The organism is Nioella sp. (assembly GCF_965215655.1).
Lineage (GTDB): Bacteria > Pseudomonadota > Alphaproteobacteria > Rhodobacterales > Rhodobacteraceae > Nioella.
Map to the genome: position 1 here is coordinate 775430 of NZ_OZ244111.1, position 20499 is coordinate 795928.

The following is a 20499-nucleotide window of genomic DNA, read 5'->3' on the forward strand; positions in this document are numbered from 1 at the left end:
AGCGCGTCACGGCAACAGCAAAAGCCAGCCGGAGGCCGTCAGCACCGTGGCCGCCGTGCCGATCAGCACGGCAGAGGCCGCAACCCGTTTGGCCGCACCATACATGTTTGCGAAGAGATAGGCGTTTACGCCTGGAGCCATGGCCGCCGTCAGCACAGCGCCGCGCAACTGGTCTGTTGTCAGGTCGGTCACCACGCGCCCCATGCCAAAGGCAATCGCCGGGTGGACCAGCAGCGACAGCACGCAGACATAAGCAATGACCTTGGCGTCTCCTTCTGGGCGATAGCGGTAGAGCACGCCGCCCAGGCCAAAGAGCGCGGCGGGCAAGGCTGCGCGGATCATCAGCGACAGGGCCTCATCCACGATGCCCGGCAGGGGCAGGGCGGTCAGGTTGACGATGAACCCCAGAATGATGCCGATCATCAGCGCGTTGGAAAAGATCGCCTTGCCAACGGTTTTCAGCAGCCGCAGTGGGGCGCGGGTCTGGGCGATGACGATCTCCATCGTGGTGATACCAAGCAGGTAGCAGAACGGCGCGTGGATCGAGATGATCGCATAGTTCGGCACCAACGCCTCGGCCCCGTAGGCGCGCTCCATGATCGGCAGGCCAAGCAGCACCGAGTTGGCAAAGAGCGCCACGAAACCAATGGCGATACTGTCTGGCAGGCTGCGTCCGAAGACATAATACGCGCCGAGGATGCCGAGAACGAAACAGGCTGTGGAACCGGTGTAGTAGGACAGCAGCAGGCGCCAGTCGAAGCTTTGACCAAGATCGAGTGAGGAAATGGCGGCAAACAGCAGGCAGGGCACCGCGAATTTCTGGGTGAAGACCATCAGCCCGTCAACGCCGGCGTCGGAAAACAGCCCCCGCCAGACGGCGACATACCCGGCCCCCAGCACAAGGAAGACCGGCAAAACGACATCAAGAAGGGCGGTCATTCAGACCTCGTAGGTGATCACCAGCCCGTCATAGGCGGGGGTGATGTGGCCGGGCGTTTCATCGGAAACGGTCTGGTAGTCGAGGTCGATATGCATGTTGGTGAGTACGGCCCGACGAGGGCCAGCGCGCTCGATCCAGCCTAGGGTCTTGTCCAGATGCGCGTGGCTGGGATGAGGCGTGCGGCGAAGCGCATCGACGATCCAGCAGTCTAGACCATCCAGCGCGGGCCAGGTGGCGTCGGGGATGTCGGAGGCGTCAGGCAGATAGGCCAGATCACCGATGCGAAAGCCCAGGCTGTCGATATTGCCATGCTCCACCTCGAACGGGGTCAGGCGGATCGGGCCGCCGGGGCCGTCGATCTCGATCTCGCCGTCTATGGAACAAAGATCGAGGATTGGTGGATAAGCCGAGCCTTCCGGCTGCACGAAGGCATAGCCGAAGCGGCTGAGCAGGTCGTTCTGTGTGGCGCCGTCGGCATAGACCCGGATGCGCTGGCGCATGTTGAAGACGATCATGCGCAGGTCGTCGATGCCGTGCACATGATCCGCATGGCCGTGGGAATAGACGACGCCATGCAACTCCCCCACGCCTGCGTCAAGCAGCTGAGACCGCAGGTCGGGCGAGGTGTCGATCAGAACGCGGGTGGTGCCTGCATCGGTTTCACGTTCGATCAGCATCGAACAGCGGCGACGGCGGTTTTTCGGGTTCTCCGGGTCGCAATCGCCCCAATGCCCGCCAAGCCGGGGCACCCCGCCCGACGATCCGCAGCCAAGAATGGTAAAGCGCAGTTCTGCCATCAGGCGGCTTGCCTCCAGTCCTTGGCCTTCCAGAACAGGCGGTCGAAATTGGCTGTGGTCTGGGCGAAGAATTCCGCTTCGCTCATGCCAAAGGTTTCTGCCGCGCGCTTGGCGGTGTGGAAGGTGTAGGCGGGTTCATTGCGCTTGCCGCGATAGGGCGGGGGGGCGAGGTAAGGCGCATCGGTTTCCACAAGGATGCGGTCCACCGGCGCGGCGGCGAAGATATCGCGCAGATCGGAGGACCGGGGGAAAGCGGTGATCCCTGACATGGACAGGTAGAAGCCAAGCCCAAGCGCCGTTTCCGCCAATGCGGGTGACGAGGTGAAGCAATGCATCACGCAGGTAAACGCGCCTTTCGCGTGCTCTTCGGTCAGAATGCGGGCCATGTCGTCATCGGCATCGCGGGAATGGATGATGAGCGGCAGGCCGGTCTGGCGCGCAGCCTCGATATGCAGGCGCAGGCTGTCCTGCTGCACCTCTGCACTCTCGGCGGTGTAATGATAGTCGAGCCCGGTTTCGCCGATGCCGACGAATTTGGGATGTTGTGCCAGTGCAACCAACTCCTCGACCGTGGCCATGGGCTCATCCGCCGCGCTCATCGGGTGGGTTCCGGCAGCCCAGAAGACGGGCGCATGGGCGTCGGCAATGGCCTGAACCTGGGGCACATTGCGCAGCTTGGTGCAGATCGTCACCATCCGCGTGACGCCCTGATCGACGGCCCGTTGCACGACCTCTGGCAATTCCTCGGCGAAATCCGGGAAATCGAGGTGGCAATGGCTGTCGACAATATCCGGCAGGTCACTCATCAAGCGTCGTCCTTTGCGCCTTCCCGTGGATGGATCAGAGGGGCAGGCGCTCGGCGGTGCTGCCAATCCGAAGACACATATCAAGGAGAAGCGCGGCAGGGTCAAGGTTGACCGCCTTGCCGCGCCGGGCGCGCGAGGTCAGGTCGGCGGAAAGATCGGCCCAGGCCCGGCCTGCCTGCATATTGGGCGCCAGACGGGTCAGCAGATCGGCCTCACCGGGCAGGATTTCCTGCGGTGCTTGCCCGGTCGCCCCGGTGCGGGCCAGTCGCGACATCATCCGGTCCATCAGGTCAAGTGTCAGGTCAAACCGCGCCTCGGCCCCGCGCGCGCCGCCGGTGTCGGCCAGCTTGGTGGCGCGGATGCGATCCATGCGGGGTAGGGTGGCGAACAGCTCCATGATCTCGGCGTAGAGCGTCAGGCCCTCTTGCTGGATCAGCGCCACCGCCTCGCCCGCCGATCCCGCCGCAAGTTCGGCCAGCGCGGCGCTGTCCGCCGCCTCGATCCCGGCTTGCAGTAAGGCGCGGCCCATATCCTCGGGTCCAAGTGTGCCAAGCGTCAGGGTGCGACAGCGCGACCGTATGGTGGGCAGCAAGCGCGAGGGCTGGTGCGAGACCAGCAGCAGCGTGGCGTTCTTCGGTGGCTCCTCCAGCATCTTCAAAAGCGCGTTGGCGGCGTTCTGGTTCATCTCCTCTGCGGCATCGACGATGACCACGCGCCGCCCGTTGCCCCCGGCGGACAGGCCAAAGAAATCCTTCATCTTGCGGACCTCATCGACCGTGATCATGGTCTTTAGCCGCTTTTTCTCGTGATCCCAGGGGCGGCGGATCAGGCAGAGCCCCGGTTCCGACAGTGCATGAATGCGATGCGCGACGGGGTTCTCGGGCGAGATATCCAGCCGATCAGGTGGCGGAGGCGCACCGAACAGGGCGTCACCTTCATCCATCGGGGTGGCCAGCAGGAACCGCGCAATCCGCCAGGCGAGCGTGGCTTTGCCGATGCCCTTTGGTCCGGTGATCAGCCAGGCATGGTGCATCCGGCCTGAATTGTAGGCCTCCAGAAAGGCCTGTTCGGCCTTGGCGTGGCCATAAAGATCATGCGCCTCTCGTGGATGCGGGGCCCCTTCGGCGCGGTCTGCCTCGGGCAGGGCATCGGCTTCGCCCAGGGTTTTCATGCCAGCGCCGCCTGAACGGTGGCCAGCACATCGGCCGCCACAACCTCCCGAGGTCGGTCGCCGTCGATCACGCGGAAACGGTCAGCAAATTCTTCGGCAAGCGAAAGGAAACCCGCCCGCATGCGTTCCTGCAATTCCAGCCCGAAATCCTCGAACCTTTCCTCGGTGCCGTTGCGCCCCTTCGCGCGGGCCAGCCCCTTGGCCGGGTCCATGTCGATCAGCAGCGTCAGGTCCGGTTCGCGCCCGATCATCAGGGAATGCAGCGCATCCACCTGCGCCCGCAGATCGCCCCGCGACAGGCCCTGATACATGCGGGTGCTGTCCGCGAAGCGGTCGCAGATCACCACTTTTGCGGTGGCCAGAGCGGGTAGGATCGTGCGTTCCAGATGGTCGCGGCGCGCGGCGGTAAAAAGCAGGATCTCGGTTTCCGCCGACCAGCGGTCAGGGTCACCTTCCAGCACCAGCGCCCGGATTTCCTCAGCCCCCGGTGAGCCGCCGGGTTCACGTGTCAGAACCGTGTCGCGGCCCAGTGCGCGCAGGGCATCGGACAGCAGGCGCGCCTGAGTGCTCTTGCCCGATCCGTCGATGCCTTCAAGGGAAATGAACATCAGCCGGCCAGAGGATCGCCGCCACCGAAGACCATCTGCATGACCTGTTCGAAGGCGGTGCGCAGTCGCAGCCTGATCCCGGCGGTGCCCACGTCCTGCGTGGCCAGCAATGGCACGCGGCGTTCCTCCATATCGGGCACGCGGATGACCAGTTCCCCCAGTTCCTGGCCCGCGACGATTGGGGCCTGAATGGGGCCGGAATAGATGACCTCCGCCTCCATCTCGCTGTCCAGAAGGGCGGGCAGCAGCATGGTGACGCTCTCGGCGGCGGCCATTCCGACACTGGCGGCATCGCCAAGGAAAACCTCGGCCTGCGCCACTTCGGTGCCCTCGGTCACAACTTCGCGTTCGGCGAATTGCCGGAAGGCCCAGTTGACGATGCGTTCGCTTTCGCGTGCCCGCGCTTCGGCGCTGCCAAGCCCCGAAATGACGAACGTCACCCGGCGATTGCCCTGCACGGCAGATCCGACCAGCCCATAGCCGGCCTCTTGCGTATGGCCGGTTTTCAATCCGTCCGCGCCAATCCCCAGCCCGAGCAGGGGGTTGCGGTTGAAGCGGTTGTCGGGGGCACGGCCGTCAAAGGCGAATTCGCGGATATTGAAGTAGTGGTAATATTGCGGAAACTCGGTGATCAGCCGTTCCGCCAAGATGCCCAGATCACGGGCCGACATCACATGCCCCGGTTCCGGCCAGCCATTGGAATTGCGGAAGGTGGAGTTCATCATCCCCAATTGCCGCGCCCGCTGTGTCATCAGCTCGGCAAATCCTTCTTCGGTCCCGTCGGGTGACAGCGCTTCGGCAAGCACGGCAGTCGCGTCATTCCCGGACAGCACGATGACGCCCAGGATCAGATCTTCGACACTGACCCGGTCGCGGGTGTTGAGGAACATGGTCGAGCCGCCATAATCCATCGCGTGCTGGCTGACCGGCAGCATCGTATCGAGTGACAGGCGCCCGTCCTCCAACGCCTCGAACACCATGTTCAGCGTCATGAGCTTGGACATCGAGGCCGGTGGCAAGGGCACGTCGGCATTGAGATCCAGCAGAACCTGCCCGGTATTATGGTCGATCACGTAGGCGGCATTGGCCTCGGTCTCGAACGCGGCGGCGGGCAGGGCCAATAGCCCGAGAAGGAAGACGATGACGAGGTGAAGCCGGGCGAACATGGGTCCTCTTTGCGCAGGTCAGTTGGTAACGAAATAGGCGTCGGTGAAGCCAAGTCCACGCACGGTTTCGCGCATGCGATTGCGCTCGGCGCTGGTTTGGGCGGGGCCGATTACGACGCGCCAGAAGGTGCGGCCGCTGCTGGATTGCTCATGCACGATCGGAGACAGGTCGGCATCGCGCATCATCTGGGCGGTGCGGTTGGCATTGGCCTCGACACTGAAAATGCCGATCTGGATATAGGGCCGGTCCAGGCTGCTGGTCTGCGGGGCAGGGGCCGGGCTGGCGGCTTCGGCCTCCGCTTCATCAATCGCGGCGGCAGCCACGCTGATCGGGTCGATGGTCGAGGTCTCGATATCGCCAGTCGGTGCGGCGGTGTCTGCGGCGGGGGCGATCTCGGGTTCGGAGACTTCCTCACGGCGCAGGGCGGTCACGTTCAGCTCTGTCGGCGCACCGGCAACCATGTTCAGAGCGGCGGCTGCATCGGAGGACACCTGCAGAACCGGACCGGGATTGTCGCGTTCGCGCCGGAACAGCGCCCCGATGACGAACCGGCCATTGGCCTCGTTGCGGATGATCACCCTTTCCGGGTCGGTTGCATCCGGGTGCGCCACCCAGACACCGCCAAGCGAAGGCCGTCCGTCCCAGAGGCCCTGGTCTGTTTCCTGGAACACCTCGGGCGCTTCGATGTCTCGCTCCACCAGGCGGGTCGAGCCAGAACGCTCCGATGTGGCGCTGCCACCTCCGCCCGCGCCTTGGCCGAAGGGCAATTGAAACCCGTCCTCGCAACCCGCAACTGCGAACACGAGCGCCAGCGCCCCAAGTAGTCTCACCGGCTGTCCGTCGCCTTTCAGCAAGCTCATCAGCTTTCCCCTGCTCTGCCGCCCCATGCGCTTTTTGATCCGCGCTTTGCCCAAGGCGTTGCCGTCCATGCCGCCGGGTCCGGCCCGGCCATTCGCGCAAAGGATACAGCTTCCCCCGCGCGCTGCAAACCCATCCGTATCGCAATCGGCAACATCCTGCGGTCATTGCCATTTCCGTGGCCACTTTCAGAATCGCAAAAGAGGCGCTATCGGGGGCTTCCGACCCCCACGGAGGAGTGGCAGAGTGGTCGAATGCACCGGTCTTGAAAACCGGCGTGCGTGAAAGCGTACCGTGGGTTCGAATCCCACCTCCTCCGCCACTTGCACATTGCAAACCCGAGATAAGGTCCCTGACGGGGCCTTTTTTCTTTTTGTTTCAAAGTGGTTTAGCGAGGCTATCCGACTTTCGGAGACTGGTATTTCCGCCGAAATCCGTCTCTGATCGCCCCTGGTCTCTTTCCATCCGCCCTTCATCCAAATCGAGGCGGATTCAAAAAGCGTCGACTTTTCAGTGATTTGATGAAATCTAACTACGCCGCAGTTGAAGCGGGTGTATCTGCTTTCGATGCGAACAGAGACACCCGAAGGCGGCGTGGTTGTGCGGGGTGTCGCCCGTGTCGGAGACATACGTGGTAATTGTTAGTTGTCGCTTAAGTAGGTAAGCAGTCTACCTACGCAGCAGCCCCACTTGGACGTCGAGCAAGCGCACGCCTTCATCGACGAGCGAAAAGCCACGTGCTCCAAGGGTCCATCGAATGGCGACACCCTGCACAAGCGAGGTTAACAAAATGGCGATGTCTTCGGGGCTTTCGTCACCCTGCAGATCCCCTGACGCCTGCTGATCACGGATCGCAGAAACCAATCGGCCCTGATATGCTCCAAGGATCTCGCGAAACACATTGCGCAAGCCAGGATTTTCTACCTGCAATTCGCGGGAGAACAAGATTGAAGGCAAGGCCGGCGTGTGGGCAATGGCTGATAGCTGTGCTTCTATCAAAGCCTTCAATCGATCATTCGGCCCGGTAGCCAAGGTTTCTGCTGTAGTCCAGGCTGCCTTCAGCTGTTCCGCGATATCCTCGGCCACTGCCAGCCAGAGTTCGTTTTTTGTCGGGAAGTGGCGAAAGATCGCGGGCTGGCTGAGGCCAATGGCGCGAGCGACATCTGTTGTACTTAACCGATCAGGGCCAATCTCATCGGCCAATCGCAACACCGCAGCCACGATCTGCGTCTTTCGCTCTTCTGCGCTCTGTCGGCCAGACATTTGCCACCTCTTGTTAGTTATAACTCACTAACATATAAGGGAGACGCCAACAACTACTATCCCGAGTCTCCAGTCCAGTTACAAAGGTCCCTGCCATGCATGTCAAAACTGCCCCCTCCGGCTATTCTCGCCTACAAATAGGTTTACACTGGCTGGTCTTTGTGTTGATCGCCCAGCAATACCTCTTCAAGGATGCGATTTCGGCCGCGTGGGATCGCGTGACTAACGGAATGGAAATCGGCTTCGATCCGCTCGTCCTTAGCCATATCGCGGGCGGAGCTCTCGTCTTACTCTTTGCGCTGTGGCGACTATCTCTGCGCGCCCGGCGTGGCGTTCCGGAAGCAATTGAAGCCAACAAGCTGCAAGGTGCCCTCTCCAAACTCACCCATTTTGGCCTCTATGCGTTGATGATCCTGATGCCGATGAGCGGATCGGTCGCGTGGTTCGGAGGTGTTGAGGCCGCTGCGCAGGGGCATAATGTGATGAAAATCGTGCTATTGGCACTGGTCGCCCTTCATGTCGCGGGTGCATTCTACCACCACTTTGTTCTACGCGACGGCACATTGGCGCGGATGCGCCAGGCGAAGGGGTGAACTTATGCGCTTGGCACCTCTCTTTGCGGCCCCGCCCATCGCTCTCGGTATCGCTACAGCAGTCTGGTTGATTTCATCCGCTCCCGGACCAGCACGGGTCGACGGTGCGGTACCTGCACTGCCAGTCCGGGTTATTACGGCCACGTCAGAGATCATTCGCCCCAATGTAAATGTTTGGGGCAACCTGCGTGCGGCCGAGACCTGGGTTGCGGTTTCTGAGGTGCAGGGTGAGGTGATCTGGCGTCATCCCGACTTGGAGCCCGGACGCCTGGTCCCGGCCGGGACCGAAGTGCTGCGTATTGACCCTGCCGATTACGAGCTTGCATTGGCGCAGGCCCGGGCAGACCTAGCGGCTTTTAACGCTGAAAGCGCGCAGCTGGCTACCGAGGCGGCCAACACTACCCGGATCTTGGAATTAGAGCGCGAACGGCTGGCTCTAGCCGAAACCGACCTGGAGCGCATTCGCACGCTGACCGCACAGGGCACCGTCCCACAATCCCGCGGTGATGAGGCCGAGCGCGCGACGCTTCTGGCTCGCCGCACTGTCACCGAACTGGAAAACAGCCTCGCATTGATCCCGCCTCGTGAGGCCCGGATCGCAGCACAGATCGCACGCAGCGAGGCCGCCATTGCGCGGGCCTTGAGGGCGCTGGAACACACTGGGATAAGAACGCCTTTCGACCTAAGAGTCACCGAGGTCGGTGCCGAGCTGTTTCAAACCGTCGCTCCTGGTCAGGTCGTTATTCGTGCTAATGGCATCGCAGCCGCTGAGGTCGTGGCGCATCTGCCGATCGACAGCTTTCGCGGCTTATTGGGCGACACACCTGATGCGATCTCTGTTTCAGAGATGATGCGCGCCATGCCCTTCACGCAGATTGATGTGGTTCTCAGTCCGTTGTCAGATCCATCGCAGATGTGGTCAGCCCACATTAGTCGGGTCGAGGGGGCGCTTGACGCCCGCGCTCGGACGGTGCCGGTCGTGGTGGCAGTCGATAATCCATACGCTGGAGCTAACCCACCAAACCGCATGCCGCTGGTTCCAAACATGCAAGTGCTGATTTCCTTCCAAGGCGCGCCGCTCACCGATGCCATTGTAATTCCTGAAACAGCGCTCCACGGCCGTATGGTACGCGTCGTCGGTCCCGGTGGCCTCTTAGAATTGCGCCCGGTCTCTGTTGCCCTTTCTCAGAATGGGCGCATCGTCATCGCCGACGGAATCGAGCCGGGCGAAATCGTCGTCATCGACGACATCGCTCCTGCTATTCCCGGCATGGCGCTGACGCCGATCGAGGTCCAGCCATGATACGTTGGTTCACGGGCCATCCGACGGCGGGCAACCTTCTTCTTCTTCTTTTTCTCGCCGCAGGCGTCTTTGCCGCGCCCGGACTTTTGCGCGAGACCTTCCCTGATTTCCGCGCAGTGGAAGCCGAGATTGTCGTACCCTACAGAGGGGCGGCCGCCGAGGATGTGGAAACAGCTATCTGCGCGCCTCTCTGGGACGGTGTGCAAAGTGTCGAGGGGCTAGAAACCTTCACCTGCACCGCACAGGCTGGTCGCGCGCGAGCAGTAGCCACAATGGCGCCTGGCAATGACGCTTTGCGCTTCGTTAACTCTCTGCGGACCGAGGTTTCGGCTATCGACACCTTCCCAGATCGCGCAGATCCGGCTGTTGTCCGTGAACTACATCGCACCGATCCTGTCACATCAGTTGCGATCTCGGGCGATTTGCCCTTAAGCGAATTGGATTTCTACGCAGACGGACTGTTGGACCGCCTGACAGCTCTGCCTGGCGTTGCCCGTGTTACGCGCGGAGGCTTGGGCACCCGCACACTTACAATTTCTGCCTCGCGCACAGTACTGGAAGGCCACGGGCTCACACCCGCGGCACTTGCTATGGCTATCGCTGCGCAGAACATTGACCTTCCTATCGGAACGCTCGAGGGAGATGGCGCCGAACTTACTGTGCGCTTCACCGCCGAGCGTGACACCGCTGCTGCGCTGGCCACGATCCCCGTTATGGTGCTACCGAATGGCGCTACTCTGACGCTGAGCGACGTGGCGTTGATTGAGGAGCGCTTCGAGCCGCCGCACGATCGCGCCTTCGTCGATGGCGCTCCCGCTATCGTGCTTGACGTGGCGAAAGCGCTCAATGCAGACGCATTGCGCGTGCTGGACGGCGTGGCAACGCTGGTAGCCGAAGAAACTACTCACCTACCTGCCTCTATCCGAGTTGAGGTCGTTCAGGACGTGACATCCATCATCCGCGATCGATTGGTGATGCTGGTGCAGAACGGGGTGATCGGCCTGGTTCTGGTCGTCATCGTCATGAGTTTGTTTTTCCGGCCCGGTTTCGCGATCTGGGCGGCAATGGGCTTGCCCGTCGCTTTTGCCGGTGCATTCCTCTGGATGGCATTGACTGGTCTCAGCTTGAATATGATGACGTTGGTCGCGCTTCTTATGGCAATCGGCATCGTGATGGACGATTCTATTGTGATCGCGGATTCCATCGCGGTCCATGCCGCCGAAAAACCGACAGTCGAGACCGTAACCAAAGGTGTCACAGCTGTAGCCCCTGGCGTTATATCGTCATTCTTAACGACGTTGGCAGTGTTTCTTCCTCTTGCTTACTTGGCGGGTGAATTGGGTGCCGTACTCGAGGTTCTGCCAGTAGTCTTGTTGGCGGCGCTCGCCGCATCGCTTATCGAAGCCTTTTTCATACTGCCCCATCACCTAAAAGGTGGGATGAAGAAAACCACTCCGTCTCGTTTCCGAACCCGTTTTGATGCAGGCTTTGATACCTTGCGTGAACGTGGTGTGGGCCGTCTGGCTGACGCAGCGATAAAGGCACGCTGGCTGGTCGTAGGCCTAGCCATTGGTGCCCTGATCCTGACGGTTGGCGCTCTCATGGGTGGCGTGGTCAAACGGGAGGCTATGCCTGAAATAGATGGCGATGTTCTCGAAGCGCGATTGATGCTGCCTGCCGGTACTCCGCTGGCGCGAACCACAGAGGCAGTTGTACAGGTTGAGGCTGCTCTGGACCGAGTGAATGAGCGCCTCTCGCCCGAACAGCCTGCGCCGCAGGCACTCGTAATCCGTCGCATTACCCGACTTGGCCGCAACCTGTCGACCGGCGAGACTGGCGCTCATGTCGCCACCGTTGCAGTGGACCTTCTCGGCGCCGAGACCCGCGCAAATACATTGGATGAGATAGTCTCGCTATGGCGAGAGGAAATCGGCCCATTGGCTGGAGTATCATCCCTAATCCTGACTGAACCGGGGATTGGCCCTCAGGGTATAGCCGTTGAACTGCGCCTGTCTCACGTTGACCTTGTCACGCTCGAAGCGGCAGGGCGTGCCACTTTGGCTGAACTCGAAACCTACGCCGGTGTGCGTAACGCGATCCTCGACTTGCGTCCGGGCGCGCCCGAGTTGCGACTGACCCTATCGCCGGGGGCAGAGGCGCTTGGCCTGACCGCCACGGAAGTGGCGGGCCAACTTCGTGCCGCCTTTCTTGGCACGCAGCTTACGGAAATCCGGCGCGGCGATCTGGCTTGGGATCTGGAAGTGCGGCTGCCCGACAATGATCGCGCTGCTCGCGCCGACCTAAATGCCTTCGAAATTGCCCTGCCCGATGGAGGGACCGTGCCGTTATCCAGCATCGTTACCATCGACGAGGCACGCGGATGGGGAGGCATCACGCGACGCAATGGCCTGCGAACGCTGACTGTCGCTGCTGACGTAGACGGTCGCATGGGCAATGCTGACGCTATCACCGCTCAACTGGCTGAGGGTTTTCTCCCTGATTTGGTGACTACAACCCCTGGTCTCGACTTCGAAGTTGGTGGACAAGCGGCAAATTCAGCCGAGACCGTCGCCTCGATCCTGCGCGGGTTTTTGATCGGGTTGGTAGGTATCTACATCGTGCTCAGCTTCCAGTTCAGAAGCTATGTTGAGCCGTTCATCGTTATGATCACCATTCCGCTTGCGTTTCTTGGTGTGATCTGGGGCCATGTCCTTATGGGTTACAACATTTCCATGCCGTCTCTGGTTGGAGCCGCGTCACTTGCCGGTATTGTTGTAAACAATGCGATTTTGTTGGTCGGCGTCATCAATGAACGCCGCGCAGACGGGCTTTCAGCCGCGCTGGCCGCGGGAGAGGCCGTCAGGTCGCGCTTCCGACCGATTTTTGTCTCGGTCTCGACCACCATCATGGGAATGGCCCCTCTGCTGTTGGAAACATCGACACAAGCCCAGACGCTGAAGCCACTCGTGATCTCGGTCGTCTTTGGCCTTCTGGCGGCGACAGTTCTGATCTTGCTGGTGCTGCCTGCGTTCTATGCAGCGCTTGAGGATATCCGGCCGCGCAAAACCGCAAATCCAATAGCCGGATAGGATGCTGATCCAAAAATTGATTGCGCGAAGAAAGCACTGTCCGATCACTTTACATCATAAATCTACATAAGGTCAGGAAACCAGTGCTTCACGGCCCCAAAATTCATGCCCTAAAAACCCGCTCAGCCTGCTCCCTCCAAGCCTCCCCCGCCAGAAAGCACAGATCGTACAGGCTGACCCCTGACGCCTCGCGCCCGCAGGTCAGCCGCTTCAGGACCTCTGGCGCGAGATAGGCCAAGCGCAGCTGGCGACTAACATGCCGTTCCGCCAGTCCGACGGCCTCGGCCACTTCCTGAATGGTGGCGAACTCACCGGCCTCAATGCGCCGCCGCCAGCCCCATGCCCGGCCGATGGCGCGCAGCACAGTGCTGAAATCGAACTGCGCCGCATTTGAAGCGGGTTCATCTGTTCTCGGCGCGAACAGAGACATCCGAAGGCGGCGTTCTGTTGCGCTTTAATTCGTAGGGTTGCGCGGAGCCTTTGGTGACAAACGCAGTTTCCGCCCCTAACCTGGCACAATGTCAAAAGGGGCCTGGTCAGATCAAGAGAACGACCTGATCGTCGCGGATTACTTCGCGATGCTGGCCGATGACATCTCCGCGCGTCGCTACAGTAAGGCCGAGCATCGCCGGGCACTCCTGCCGCTGCTGAACGATCGCTCGGAGGGATCAGTCGAGTTCAAACACCAGAATATCAGCGCGGTGCTCAAGGGGCTCGGCGAGGACTGGATCCCCGGCTACAAGCCCGCGTTCAATTTCCAGATGACCTTGGTGGATGCAGTGGCGCGATGGCTGGCGCTGAACCCGGCCTGGCTCGACCGCCATTCGGGTGAAGGAGCGCCGACTGGCCTAGCGGAGGCGCGGCCGATCTGGATCGGGCCACCGCCTACGTTATCTAACCAGCCGCCGCCGCAGGAGTTGGAGCAGATGCTCCACATTGCCCGCAAATTCGATGTCGCGGCGAGAGACGAGCGAAACCGCACCCTCGGCCGCGCCGGTGAGGAGCGCGTGCTGGCGCACGAACGTGCAGCACTGAAATCAGCGGGCCGCGACGATCTTGCGCGCAAGGTCCGGTGGGTCTCGGAGGAGGATGGTGATGGTGCCGGCTACGATATCGCCAGCTTCGCACCGGACGGCAGCCCGCGCCTGATCGAGGTGAAAACGACAAACGGCTGGGAACGCACACCATTCCATATCAGCCGCAACGAGCTGGCTGTGTCCCAGGAGCGGCACTCGGAATGGTCCCTGTTCCGCCTATGGCACTTCGCGCGCGAGCCGAAGGCGTTCGAGCTGCACCCGCCGCTGGACGCGCATGTCTCACTGACCGCTACGTCCTTTCAGGCGAGTTTTCACTAAAACAAGCTGCACCCGAAACCGCGCATCAAATCGCGCGGATCATCTTGGCAAAGACTGAGAAGTCATTTGCAACTTCGGAGAGCTTCCCTTTCTTGAGAAGCGTGAGGTATTCCGCGAAGGCGCGAGCTTGGCAATTCACTTGTTTCGCTGGATTGAACTCAATGTCGGTAAAGGCTTCATAGTGGACATTGCGACTGATCCATTCGGCATGATCAGCCAATGATCGGATGTAGAGCCAGTCGTAGAACGCATTCATTGGCGAAAGAGGAAATGTTTGACCTTCGAGCTCAAACTTGACCAGCTTCCCAAAATCCCCCTCTCTGATAAACCGCTTGGCCTCTCTAGGGCTAAGATCGAAAATCTCTGGGAAGGGGCCTCCTTTTTCAAAAACCTTTGACCCTTGATATACGCTTTCCAGGGAGAACTTCTGGCCGCCAATATCGATCTTTAGGCTGAAAGCACTAAGCTTCCGGCCCAGTTCTTCTGATGACTTTGATGATATCTCAAGAATCTTCTGGACCCCCCTTTGGCGTGCCGCCGAATGCAGGGCATCGATATTTTTCTTTTTTTGGACTTCTGCGAATCCTGATGACCATGGGAATTCAAATGATCTCTCGTGAACAAGATGAGCTTCGTCCGAGCTGGGGAAGAAAACCGGGCGAGTTGCCATTAGAAGACTCCAGCGATGAGTTCTATTGGCACACAATTCGGAACAAGGACTTCCAGCTTTTCGGCGGCTTGTAGACGTTGCTGAACAGCCGGATCCGACCAGTTCGTGCGATCGTATAAGACCTCCGCATCAAGTTTCTTCACGGCTTCGATTACCGGTAGAATTTCGACGCCATTTGCATTTGCGACCCCGAATGCAATCCGCGCACCTTCAATCTTCAAAACTTCCGGGTGAATTCCTAGATACCTAGGATTTGGAAGACGGCCGTCCTTCTGGGCGAGAAATTTCATTCTGTGGCTTCTTGTGAGGCATAGGCTGACATATGGATCGATGCCGCGATGAGTATCTAGGTCATGACTTAAAGCGTTTCCTCCGGTCGCCAATGGCGGCCACCAACCTTCTGCTCTCATGCGCTCCTTGGATAATAACCCCTTCGCGCTGATCGAAGGGAAGTTCGCCTCGTCAGTAAAGTGATACAGGTAATTATGCTGAGTGCTCTTTTTAATTTTTTCGATTAGTTCATCTACGGTCATTCATGGCCTCGTCCTTGGGGCGCGCAAACGTCTAGTTCGCTTACCGGCCGTTTTCTCAAGCTCCCTCTGTTGTAGGCCAAAGGCCAGCGTCTAGCCAAGAGGTAGCAAATGGGTGCAGCCTAGCCGGGAAACGCCTGCTCTGCCTGCTCCTGCCATATCTCCCCCGCCAGAAAGCACAGATCGTACAGGCTGACCGCCGACGCCTCCCGCCCGCAGGTCAGTCGCCTCAGCACCTCTGGCGCCAGATAGGCGAGGCGCAGCTGGCGACTGACATGCCGCTCGGCCAGCCCGACCGCCTCGGCCAGTTCCTGGATGGTGGCGAACTCACCGGCCTCCATGCGCCGCCGCCAGCCCCATGCCCGGCCGATGGCGCGCAGGATATGAGGATCTTGGGCCTGATCCTCGCTCGGCCGGTAGTCGGCAGGCGGCATGATTTTCGGCCGCCCGTTCTTCTTGCGAACTGTCAGGGGAATGAGAACGCGGATCGTGTCGTTGGGTTTGGTCATTCCGCAGCCTCCAGCCTGCTGGGTGCCACCATCTCGCGAATGACCCCGGCGATGCCCTCACGGCGAATGTCGACCTCGAGCCCGGCGGCGGTGACCGTGACCCGCCGCACCAACAACTGGATGATGCGGGCCTGTTCCGCCGGGAAGAGTTGCGACCAGAGCGCGCTGAACTCATGCAGCGCCGCGATGGCGTCAACTTCGGATGCACCACCGCCGTCGCGTTTCAGGGCGGCCAGCACTTGTGTTACCACCTCCGGCGTTTGCAGGATTTGCCGAACTTCGGTCACGACCGCGTCCTCGACCATTCCGGCGGCAAGCCGCATCGGGGCGGTCTCTTCGCCGGTCTCGCGGTTCCGGATCACGTCCATGGACACATAGTAGCGGTAGAGCTTCGCCCCCTTCTTCGTGCTGGTCGGCGTCATGGCGGCACCGTTCTCGCTGAAGATCAGCCCCTTCAAGAGAGCAGGAGTTTGCGCGCGGCTGTTGTTGGCCCGCTTGCGGGGACTTTCCTGCAGGATGGCATGTACGCGATCCCAGAGGTCGGCATCGATGATGGCGTCGTGCTCTCCGGGATAGGCTTTGCCCTTGTGCAAGGCCTCGCCGCGATAGACCCGGTTGTTCAATAGTCGGTAAAGATATCCCTTGTCGATCAGCGTGCCCTGCTTGTTGCGAAAGCCCTCCCTGCGCAATTCCCGCGCCAGCACGGTCGCGGACCCCAGCTCGATAAACCGCTGGAAAATCCCCCGCACTGCGGCTGCCTCGGCCTCATTCACCACCAGCTTTCGATCCTGCACATCGTATCCGAGGGGCACATAGCCGCCCATCCAGATGCCGCGCTTGCGGGACGCGGCCACCTTATCGCGGATGCGTTCACCGATGACCTCGCGTTCAAACTGGGCGAAGGACAGCAGGATATTCAGTGTCAGCCGCCCCATCGAGGTGGTCGTATTGAAGGACTGCGTGACGCTGACAAAGGTTACCCCGTTGCGGTCGAACACCTCGACCAGCTTCGAAAAATCCATCAACGAGCGCGACAGGCGGTCAATCTTGTAAACGACCACCACGTCGATCAGCCCGTCGTCGATATCGGCCAGCAGCTGCTTCAGGCCGGGGCGGTCCAGATTGCCCCCTGAAAACCCGCCATCGTCATAGCGTTCGCACGTGGCGACCCAACCTTCGGACTTCTGGCTGGCGATGTAAGCCTCGCAGGCTTCCCGCTGCGCGTCGAGGCTGTTGAATTCCATGTCGAGCCCTTCCTCGCTCGACTTGCGGGTGTAGATGGCGCAGCGCAGGCGGCGGTTGGGGCGGGTGTTGAAGTCCATCACACGTCCTCCCGCTGGCGTTCCCGCAGGCCAAAGAAGCGATACCCGTTCCAGCGGGTGCCGGTGATTTCGCGGGCGACGGCGGAGAGGGATTTGAATTTGCGTCCCCGCCAATCGAAGCCGTCTTTCAGCACTGTCACGCAGTGCTCGACGCCGTCCCATTCGCGCAGCAGCTTCGTGCCCGCCACGGGATTGCGGGGATCGGCAATCTGGTGCTTGCGCCGGGCGTGGCCTTCGACTTCATCGGCCAGCAGATCCAGCATGCGGCGGGTCTCGCGGTCAGGCCCGCCGTAGGTCAGTTCCTGCAGGCGATAGGCAATCCGCATTTCGAGAAATGCACGGCTGTTGTTCGGCGCCGAGGTCCCGATGAGCTTTTCCCATTCGGCTTTCAACTCCTTGACTGACATCGCCTTCAGGGCGGCCAGGCGCGACAGCACCGTCTGATCCAGGCTTGGATCATGACCCGGTTGAGCAGGGGTTATCTTATTGTGATGCTTCATGAATTCCTCCGATGCGGATACGTTTTGCACGACGACCACCGCTCTTTCGGGGCGAGAAGTCCACGAAACTGTCTCCGTTCTCGGCAGATAAACCGCTGGACTTCGTAGCGTTCAGCCGGATGACGCCAGCGGCCAAGATGCGGCCGATCTCGACGAGGCGTGCGTCTGACGACATGCGATCAGGGCATAGGGGATTGGGCCCCGAAATCGGGGTTTCTGGTACGTGTGACATGGCGACTTTTCGCGATTGGGATGATGGTCAAAAGGTATCGCGAAATTAGGAAAACACAAGCTTTTCAATATTTTGGGGACAGTGCCGGGCTATGCGTAACGCCGCGAAAATCTGCGCACGCTCCCCGTCGTCCCCATGGCTGATGCAGACTGTTCAGGGCGCGAATCAGCGTGCATCGCCACCCATGAATTTGTCGAACGTGTCGAGTTCGGGCTCTTCCTCGAGCTCGGCCATCTCCCACCGCGACGGTCCGCGGTCGGGATATAGGAGCAGCGAAATCGACATCTCGTTCCCAGGTGAGAACACGGTCATTTCGCGCACGGGTTCGCTGCCGAGCCAGACACCGGCCGGGTGGTGATGGCCGTGACGGCCAGTATCCCAGTCCACGTCCTGCGCGGCCAGAGATGCCGCTGGCAACTCAGTCACAATCTGCCGGGCGCGGTAGAAGACGCCGGATTTCAGAAGCGGTTCGCTGGACCATGACCAGTCGATGAAGCCATCTTTGCCGACGACGATCATCGCCCGCTTATGGGTGATGGTCATCCATTTCAGGATCGCGGCTGTCAACGAAACAGCATAGCGGTCGGCCAATTCAGTCATCAGGTCGATGTCGATCACGCGGCCGTCGATTTGCGCGCGGAAATCATCAAGCGGCATCAAGAGGTAGGAGGCGAAGGTATTGGCCTCACCTTCGATCTTGTTCCTGCGCTCGTCCCAGTCCGCCATGTTGCGGTTGGTGCACTCAAGGCCAGCGGGGTGCAAATGCCGATGCAACAGGTAATGACCGAGTTCATGGGCCAGCGTAAAATTGCGCCGTCCCTCGGACCGGATGTTTTCGTTGTAGATGATGCCCCATTCACCCGAGCCGTTGGGGTGCGGCATCAGCATTCCCTCGATGCCATCTGACAGATCGAGGCCCCTGACCATCGTGATGGGCGCATCCGGAAAGAGCTGGCGCGAAATATCCTGCGCCAGTGCCGCGACATCGATGGGAAAACGCGGCAGCCCGTGCGTGCCCTGAACGGCCGACAGGATTTGAGTCAGACGGATTGCCCAGCCTTTGGGCGACAAGCGCAGGCTCAACTCTTCTTGCTCCACAAGTCGATCATGTCGGTGATCTTTTCCTGATCTTCCGGCTTGAGCTTGCTGAATTTGCGAAAGAACGCCTCCTTCAGCACCTGATCGCTGGGCTCTTCACTTTCATCAAGCAGGTAATCGGTCGTGACCTCGAGCGCCTGGGCGATGCGGGTCAGCTTTTCACCGGACGGCTTGCGCGTGTCGCGGTTTTCCAACTCCCAGATGTAGCTCTTGCTCGAGTCGGTGAGTTCGGCGAGCTTGTCGAGGGAGTATCCCTTTTCCTGGCGGTGGCGCTTGATCTTCGCGCCGAGGGACGTGGTCATCTTATCATCCTTGTTTTCCTTGGGTTCAGGACACTTGTTCGATATGCCGAACAAAAACGTGTCGCGCAAGTAGACTCGACGATTTGTTCGGTATATATCGAACGCCTGCGTATCGCGATGCGCCGATTCTCCCTGCTCCCGGTCTCGAAAGGTCTGCCCATGACTGCTATTTCCGCCTTCCTCCGCAAAACCCCTGTTGTCCGCCTGAAGGATTACTTCACGGCTGGCGGGTTCACGTCGCTCGCTCCCGTCGACTGGACAAAGCCCGAGGCCGAGATCGTCGAACCGCTCATCAAAGCGGTGGACGGCATGACCGATGATGAAAAGCAGCGCGTTGTCCTTGATGCTGGCCGCGTCGCGGCGCTGGCGGATGAGCCCGGGCAGAATGCCCTGCAAAACGTCGTCCAGAACCGCTCCGTCTTCGACACGCTCGAGGGGGCCAACAATCGCTCGCTCTGGGTCTTTCTGAACGAGAACGACCGTTTCCGCCTTGCGGAAGAGGTGCGCTACAACGACGAGCGCCGTCGGACGCGGTCGTGGAATGGCTTTGAGGTCGAGAAGGACTGCGCCGTTCGCCGTGATCCGATTTCTGTTGCCGCCTTTACCAAGGCGATCCGCGATCGCTTCGACACCCCGCATGTGCATGTCGATATTTTCGATCGGCACCGCGTTATCCTCGAAGATCAGGAATGCGACCTGGTTCAGGTTGCCGTTTACCGGGAAGGCCGCCCCGAAGACATGCTGGGGTTCGACGCGAACAGCACGCTGTCGCGTCGGATCGTGAAGCCGGTGTTCGAAGCGTCGCTGACCTATGAGGCGGATACCGGCGTTATCGAGGTTGTGGCCAATACGCTGGAAGACCGGAGGGATCTGACGGCCTATATGGCGCGGGACCTGCTTGGCATCGATTTCAAGGAAAAGCCGATCCCGCTTCGGGAATACGATCTCAGCATGTTGCTGAAGCCCTTCGACTTTCCGACCGACGTCGAAGACGGAATCGTCGGCGTTACCGTGAAAGAACTGCGCTTGATGGAGGTCGGTCAGCCCAACGAACGGATCATTCTCGAATCCATGTCGGGCGCCGACCGCACTGTCTGGGAAATGGCGGAAGAGCGCATCGGGCTCGACATCGGCAGCACCGGGCATGTCCTGTCGATCGCGTCGGAGATGCCGGAATGGATCGTTACCCGCGCCCGGTTCACGATCAAGTTCCACCCTGGCCCCGGTGGTGGGCGTGGCAAATCCCTTACGCTGACCGTGACCATGCCACATGGCTGCAACCTCAAGGACATGACCCCGCATGAGCGGCTGATCGGTGAGAAGTATCTGCGCCGCTGGGGCATCCTGACCGACACCGCTGATCTCGGTGATCTCATTGAGTAATCG

21 protein-coding genes and 1 tRNA gene are annotated in these 20499 nt (G+C 60.5%); 6 read left to right on the forward strand and 16 right to left on the reverse strand.

What is annotated here, in order from left to right:
- Nucleotides 1–6 precede the first annotated feature (6 nt).
- From ACOOEX_RS03980 to ACOOEX_RS04010, 7 genes are read right to left on the reverse strand one after another with little or no spacing between them, the layout of a single operon-like run.
- Nucleotides 7–939, reverse strand: coding sequence for an AEC family transporter (locus ACOOEX_RS03980; protein WP_420397224.1), 933 nt, complete (start codon nucleotides 937–939; stop codon nucleotides 7–9).
- On the reverse strand, nucleotides 940–1737 hold the full coding sequence (locus tag ACOOEX_RS03985; RefSeq protein WP_420397225.1) for an MBL fold metallo-hydrolase: 798 nt from the start codon (nucleotides 1735–1737) through the stop codon (nucleotides 940–942).
- Nucleotides 1737–2543: a TatD family hydrolase gene (locus tag ACOOEX_RS03990; RefSeq protein ID WP_420397226.1), complete on the reverse strand. Its 807-nt coding sequence runs from the start codon at nucleotides 2541–2543 to the stop codon at nucleotides 1737–1739. Before ACOOEX_RS03990 ends, ACOOEX_RS03985 begins: the two co-directional genes overlap by 1 nt.
- A gap of 34 nt (nucleotides 2544–2577) precedes the next feature.
- Entirely contained in the window at nucleotides 2578–3714 is a 1137-nt protein-coding gene (locus ACOOEX_RS03995) for a DNA polymerase III subunit delta' (RefSeq protein WP_420397227.1), read from the reverse strand.
- Nucleotides 3711–4322, reverse strand: a complete 612-nt coding sequence (gene tmk / locus ACOOEX_RS04000; RefSeq protein ID WP_420397228.1) for a dTMP kinase — start codon at nucleotides 4320–4322, stop codon at nucleotides 3711–3713. The genes ACOOEX_RS03995 and tmk overlap by 4 nt, the downstream gene beginning before the upstream one ends.
- Entirely contained in the window at nucleotides 4322–5488 is a 1167-nt protein-coding gene (locus ACOOEX_RS04005) for a D-alanyl-D-alanine carboxypeptidase family protein (protein WP_420397229.1), read from the reverse strand. The genes tmk and ACOOEX_RS04005 overlap by 1 nt, the downstream gene beginning before the upstream one ends.
- A gap of 18 nt (nucleotides 5489–5506) precedes the next feature.
- Nucleotides 5507–6349, reverse strand: coding sequence for an SPOR domain-containing protein (locus ACOOEX_RS04010; RefSeq protein WP_420397230.1), 843 nt, complete (start codon nucleotides 6347–6349; stop codon nucleotides 5507–5509).
- Between the two features lie 230 nt (nucleotides 6350–6579).
- Here ACOOEX_RS04010 and ACOOEX_RS04015 point away from each other — a divergent pair.
- Nucleotides 6580–6669, forward strand: a tRNA-Ser gene (locus ACOOEX_RS04015).
- Nucleotides 6670–7016: 347 nt separating this feature from the next.
- Here the strand turns inward: ACOOEX_RS04015 and ACOOEX_RS04020 are convergent.
- Nucleotides 7017–7610, reverse strand: a complete 594-nt coding sequence (locus ACOOEX_RS04020; protein ID WP_136339674.1) for a TetR/AcrR family transcriptional regulator — start codon at nucleotides 7608–7610, stop codon at nucleotides 7017–7019.
- Between the two features lie 95 nt (nucleotides 7611–7705).
- Between ACOOEX_RS04020 and ACOOEX_RS04025 the strand changes: the two genes are divergently transcribed.
- From ACOOEX_RS04025 to ACOOEX_RS04035, 3 genes are all read left to right on the forward strand, one after another.
- Nucleotides 7706–8203 (forward strand): cytochrome b, encoded by a 498-nt coding sequence (locus ACOOEX_RS04025; protein ID WP_420397231.1) that lies wholly within the window; start codon nucleotides 7706–7708, stop codon nucleotides 8201–8203.
- 67 nt (nucleotides 8204–8270) lie between these two features.
- Nucleotides 8271–9506 carry an efflux RND transporter periplasmic adaptor subunit gene (locus ACOOEX_RS04030; protein WP_420397232.1) on the forward strand — a complete coding sequence of 412 codons (1236 nt, stop codon included), beginning with the start codon at nucleotides 8271–8273 and terminating at the stop codon, nucleotides 9504–9506.
- A complete protein-coding gene (locus tag ACOOEX_RS04035) occupies nucleotides 9503–12595 on the forward strand; it encodes an efflux RND transporter permease subunit (RefSeq protein WP_420397233.1) in 3093 nt (1030 codons plus the stop codon). Before ACOOEX_RS04030 ends, ACOOEX_RS04035 begins: the two co-directional genes overlap by 4 nt.
- A 103-nt stretch (nucleotides 12596–12698) precedes the next feature.
- On the opposite strand, the gene ACOOEX_RS04040 is transcribed toward ACOOEX_RS04035, so the two are convergent.
- A complete protein-coding gene (locus tag ACOOEX_RS04040; protein ID WP_420397234.1) occupies nucleotides 12699–13025 on the reverse strand; it encodes a hypothetical protein in 327 nt (108 codons plus the stop codon).
- A gap of 88 nt (nucleotides 13026–13113) precedes the next feature.
- Here ACOOEX_RS04040 and ACOOEX_RS04045 point away from each other — a divergent pair, with 88 nt between their 5' ends.
- Complete coding sequence (locus tag ACOOEX_RS04045; RefSeq protein ID WP_420397235.1) at nucleotides 13114–13950, forward strand: DUF3883 domain-containing protein; 837 nt, start codon at nucleotides 13114–13116, stop codon at nucleotides 13948–13950.
- 25 nt (nucleotides 13951–13975) lie between these two features.
- On the opposite strand, the gene ACOOEX_RS04050 is transcribed toward ACOOEX_RS04045, so the two are convergent.
- The 7 genes from ACOOEX_RS04050 to ACOOEX_RS04080 all read right to left on the reverse strand — a co-directional run bounded on the left by ACOOEX_RS04050 (nucleotide 13976) and on the right by ACOOEX_RS04080 (nucleotide 19113).
- Nucleotides 13976–14620 (reverse strand): DarT1-associated NADAR antitoxin family protein, encoded by a 645-nt coding sequence (locus ACOOEX_RS04050; protein WP_420397236.1) that lies wholly within the window; start codon nucleotides 14618–14620, stop codon nucleotides 13976–13978.
- Entirely contained in the window at nucleotides 14620–15153 is a 534-nt protein-coding gene (locus tag ACOOEX_RS04055) for a DarT ssDNA thymidine ADP-ribosyltransferase family protein (RefSeq protein ID WP_420397237.1), read from the reverse strand. Before ACOOEX_RS04055 ends, ACOOEX_RS04050 begins: the two co-directional genes overlap by 1 nt.
- A 119-nt stretch (nucleotides 15154–15272) precedes the next feature.
- Nucleotides 15273–15659: a hypothetical protein gene (locus tag ACOOEX_RS04060; RefSeq protein ID WP_420397238.1), complete on the reverse strand. Its 387-nt coding sequence runs from the start codon at nucleotides 15657–15659 to the stop codon at nucleotides 15273–15275.
- A complete protein-coding gene (locus ACOOEX_RS04065) occupies nucleotides 15656–16981 on the reverse strand; it encodes a recombinase family protein (RefSeq protein ID WP_420397239.1) in 1326 nt (441 codons plus the stop codon). Before ACOOEX_RS04065 ends, ACOOEX_RS04060 begins: the two co-directional genes overlap by 4 nt.
- Nucleotides 16981–17388: a DUF2924 domain-containing protein gene (locus ACOOEX_RS04070; RefSeq protein WP_420398320.1), complete on the reverse strand. Its 408-nt coding sequence runs from the start codon at nucleotides 17386–17388 to the stop codon at nucleotides 16981–16983. Before ACOOEX_RS04070 ends, ACOOEX_RS04065 begins: the two co-directional genes overlap by 1 nt.
- Before the next feature lie 490 nt (nucleotides 17389–17878).
- Nucleotides 17879–18796: an ImmA/IrrE family metallo-endopeptidase gene (locus ACOOEX_RS04075; protein ID WP_420397240.1), complete on the reverse strand. Its 918-nt coding sequence runs from the start codon at nucleotides 18794–18796 to the stop codon at nucleotides 17879–17881.
- Complete coding sequence (locus ACOOEX_RS04080; protein WP_317672284.1) at nucleotides 18793–19113, reverse strand: helix-turn-helix transcriptional regulator; 321 nt, start codon at nucleotides 19111–19113, stop codon at nucleotides 18793–18795. The genes ACOOEX_RS04075 and ACOOEX_RS04080 overlap by 4 nt, the downstream gene beginning before the upstream one ends.
- A gap of 159 nt (nucleotides 19114–19272) precedes the next feature.
- On the opposite strand from ACOOEX_RS04080, the gene ACOOEX_RS04085 reads away from it, so the two are divergent.
- On the forward strand, nucleotides 19273–20496 hold the full coding sequence (locus ACOOEX_RS04085; protein WP_420397241.1) for a hypothetical protein: 1224 nt from the start codon (nucleotides 19273–19275) through the stop codon (nucleotides 20494–20496).
- Nucleotides 20497–20499 lie beyond the last annotated feature (3 nt).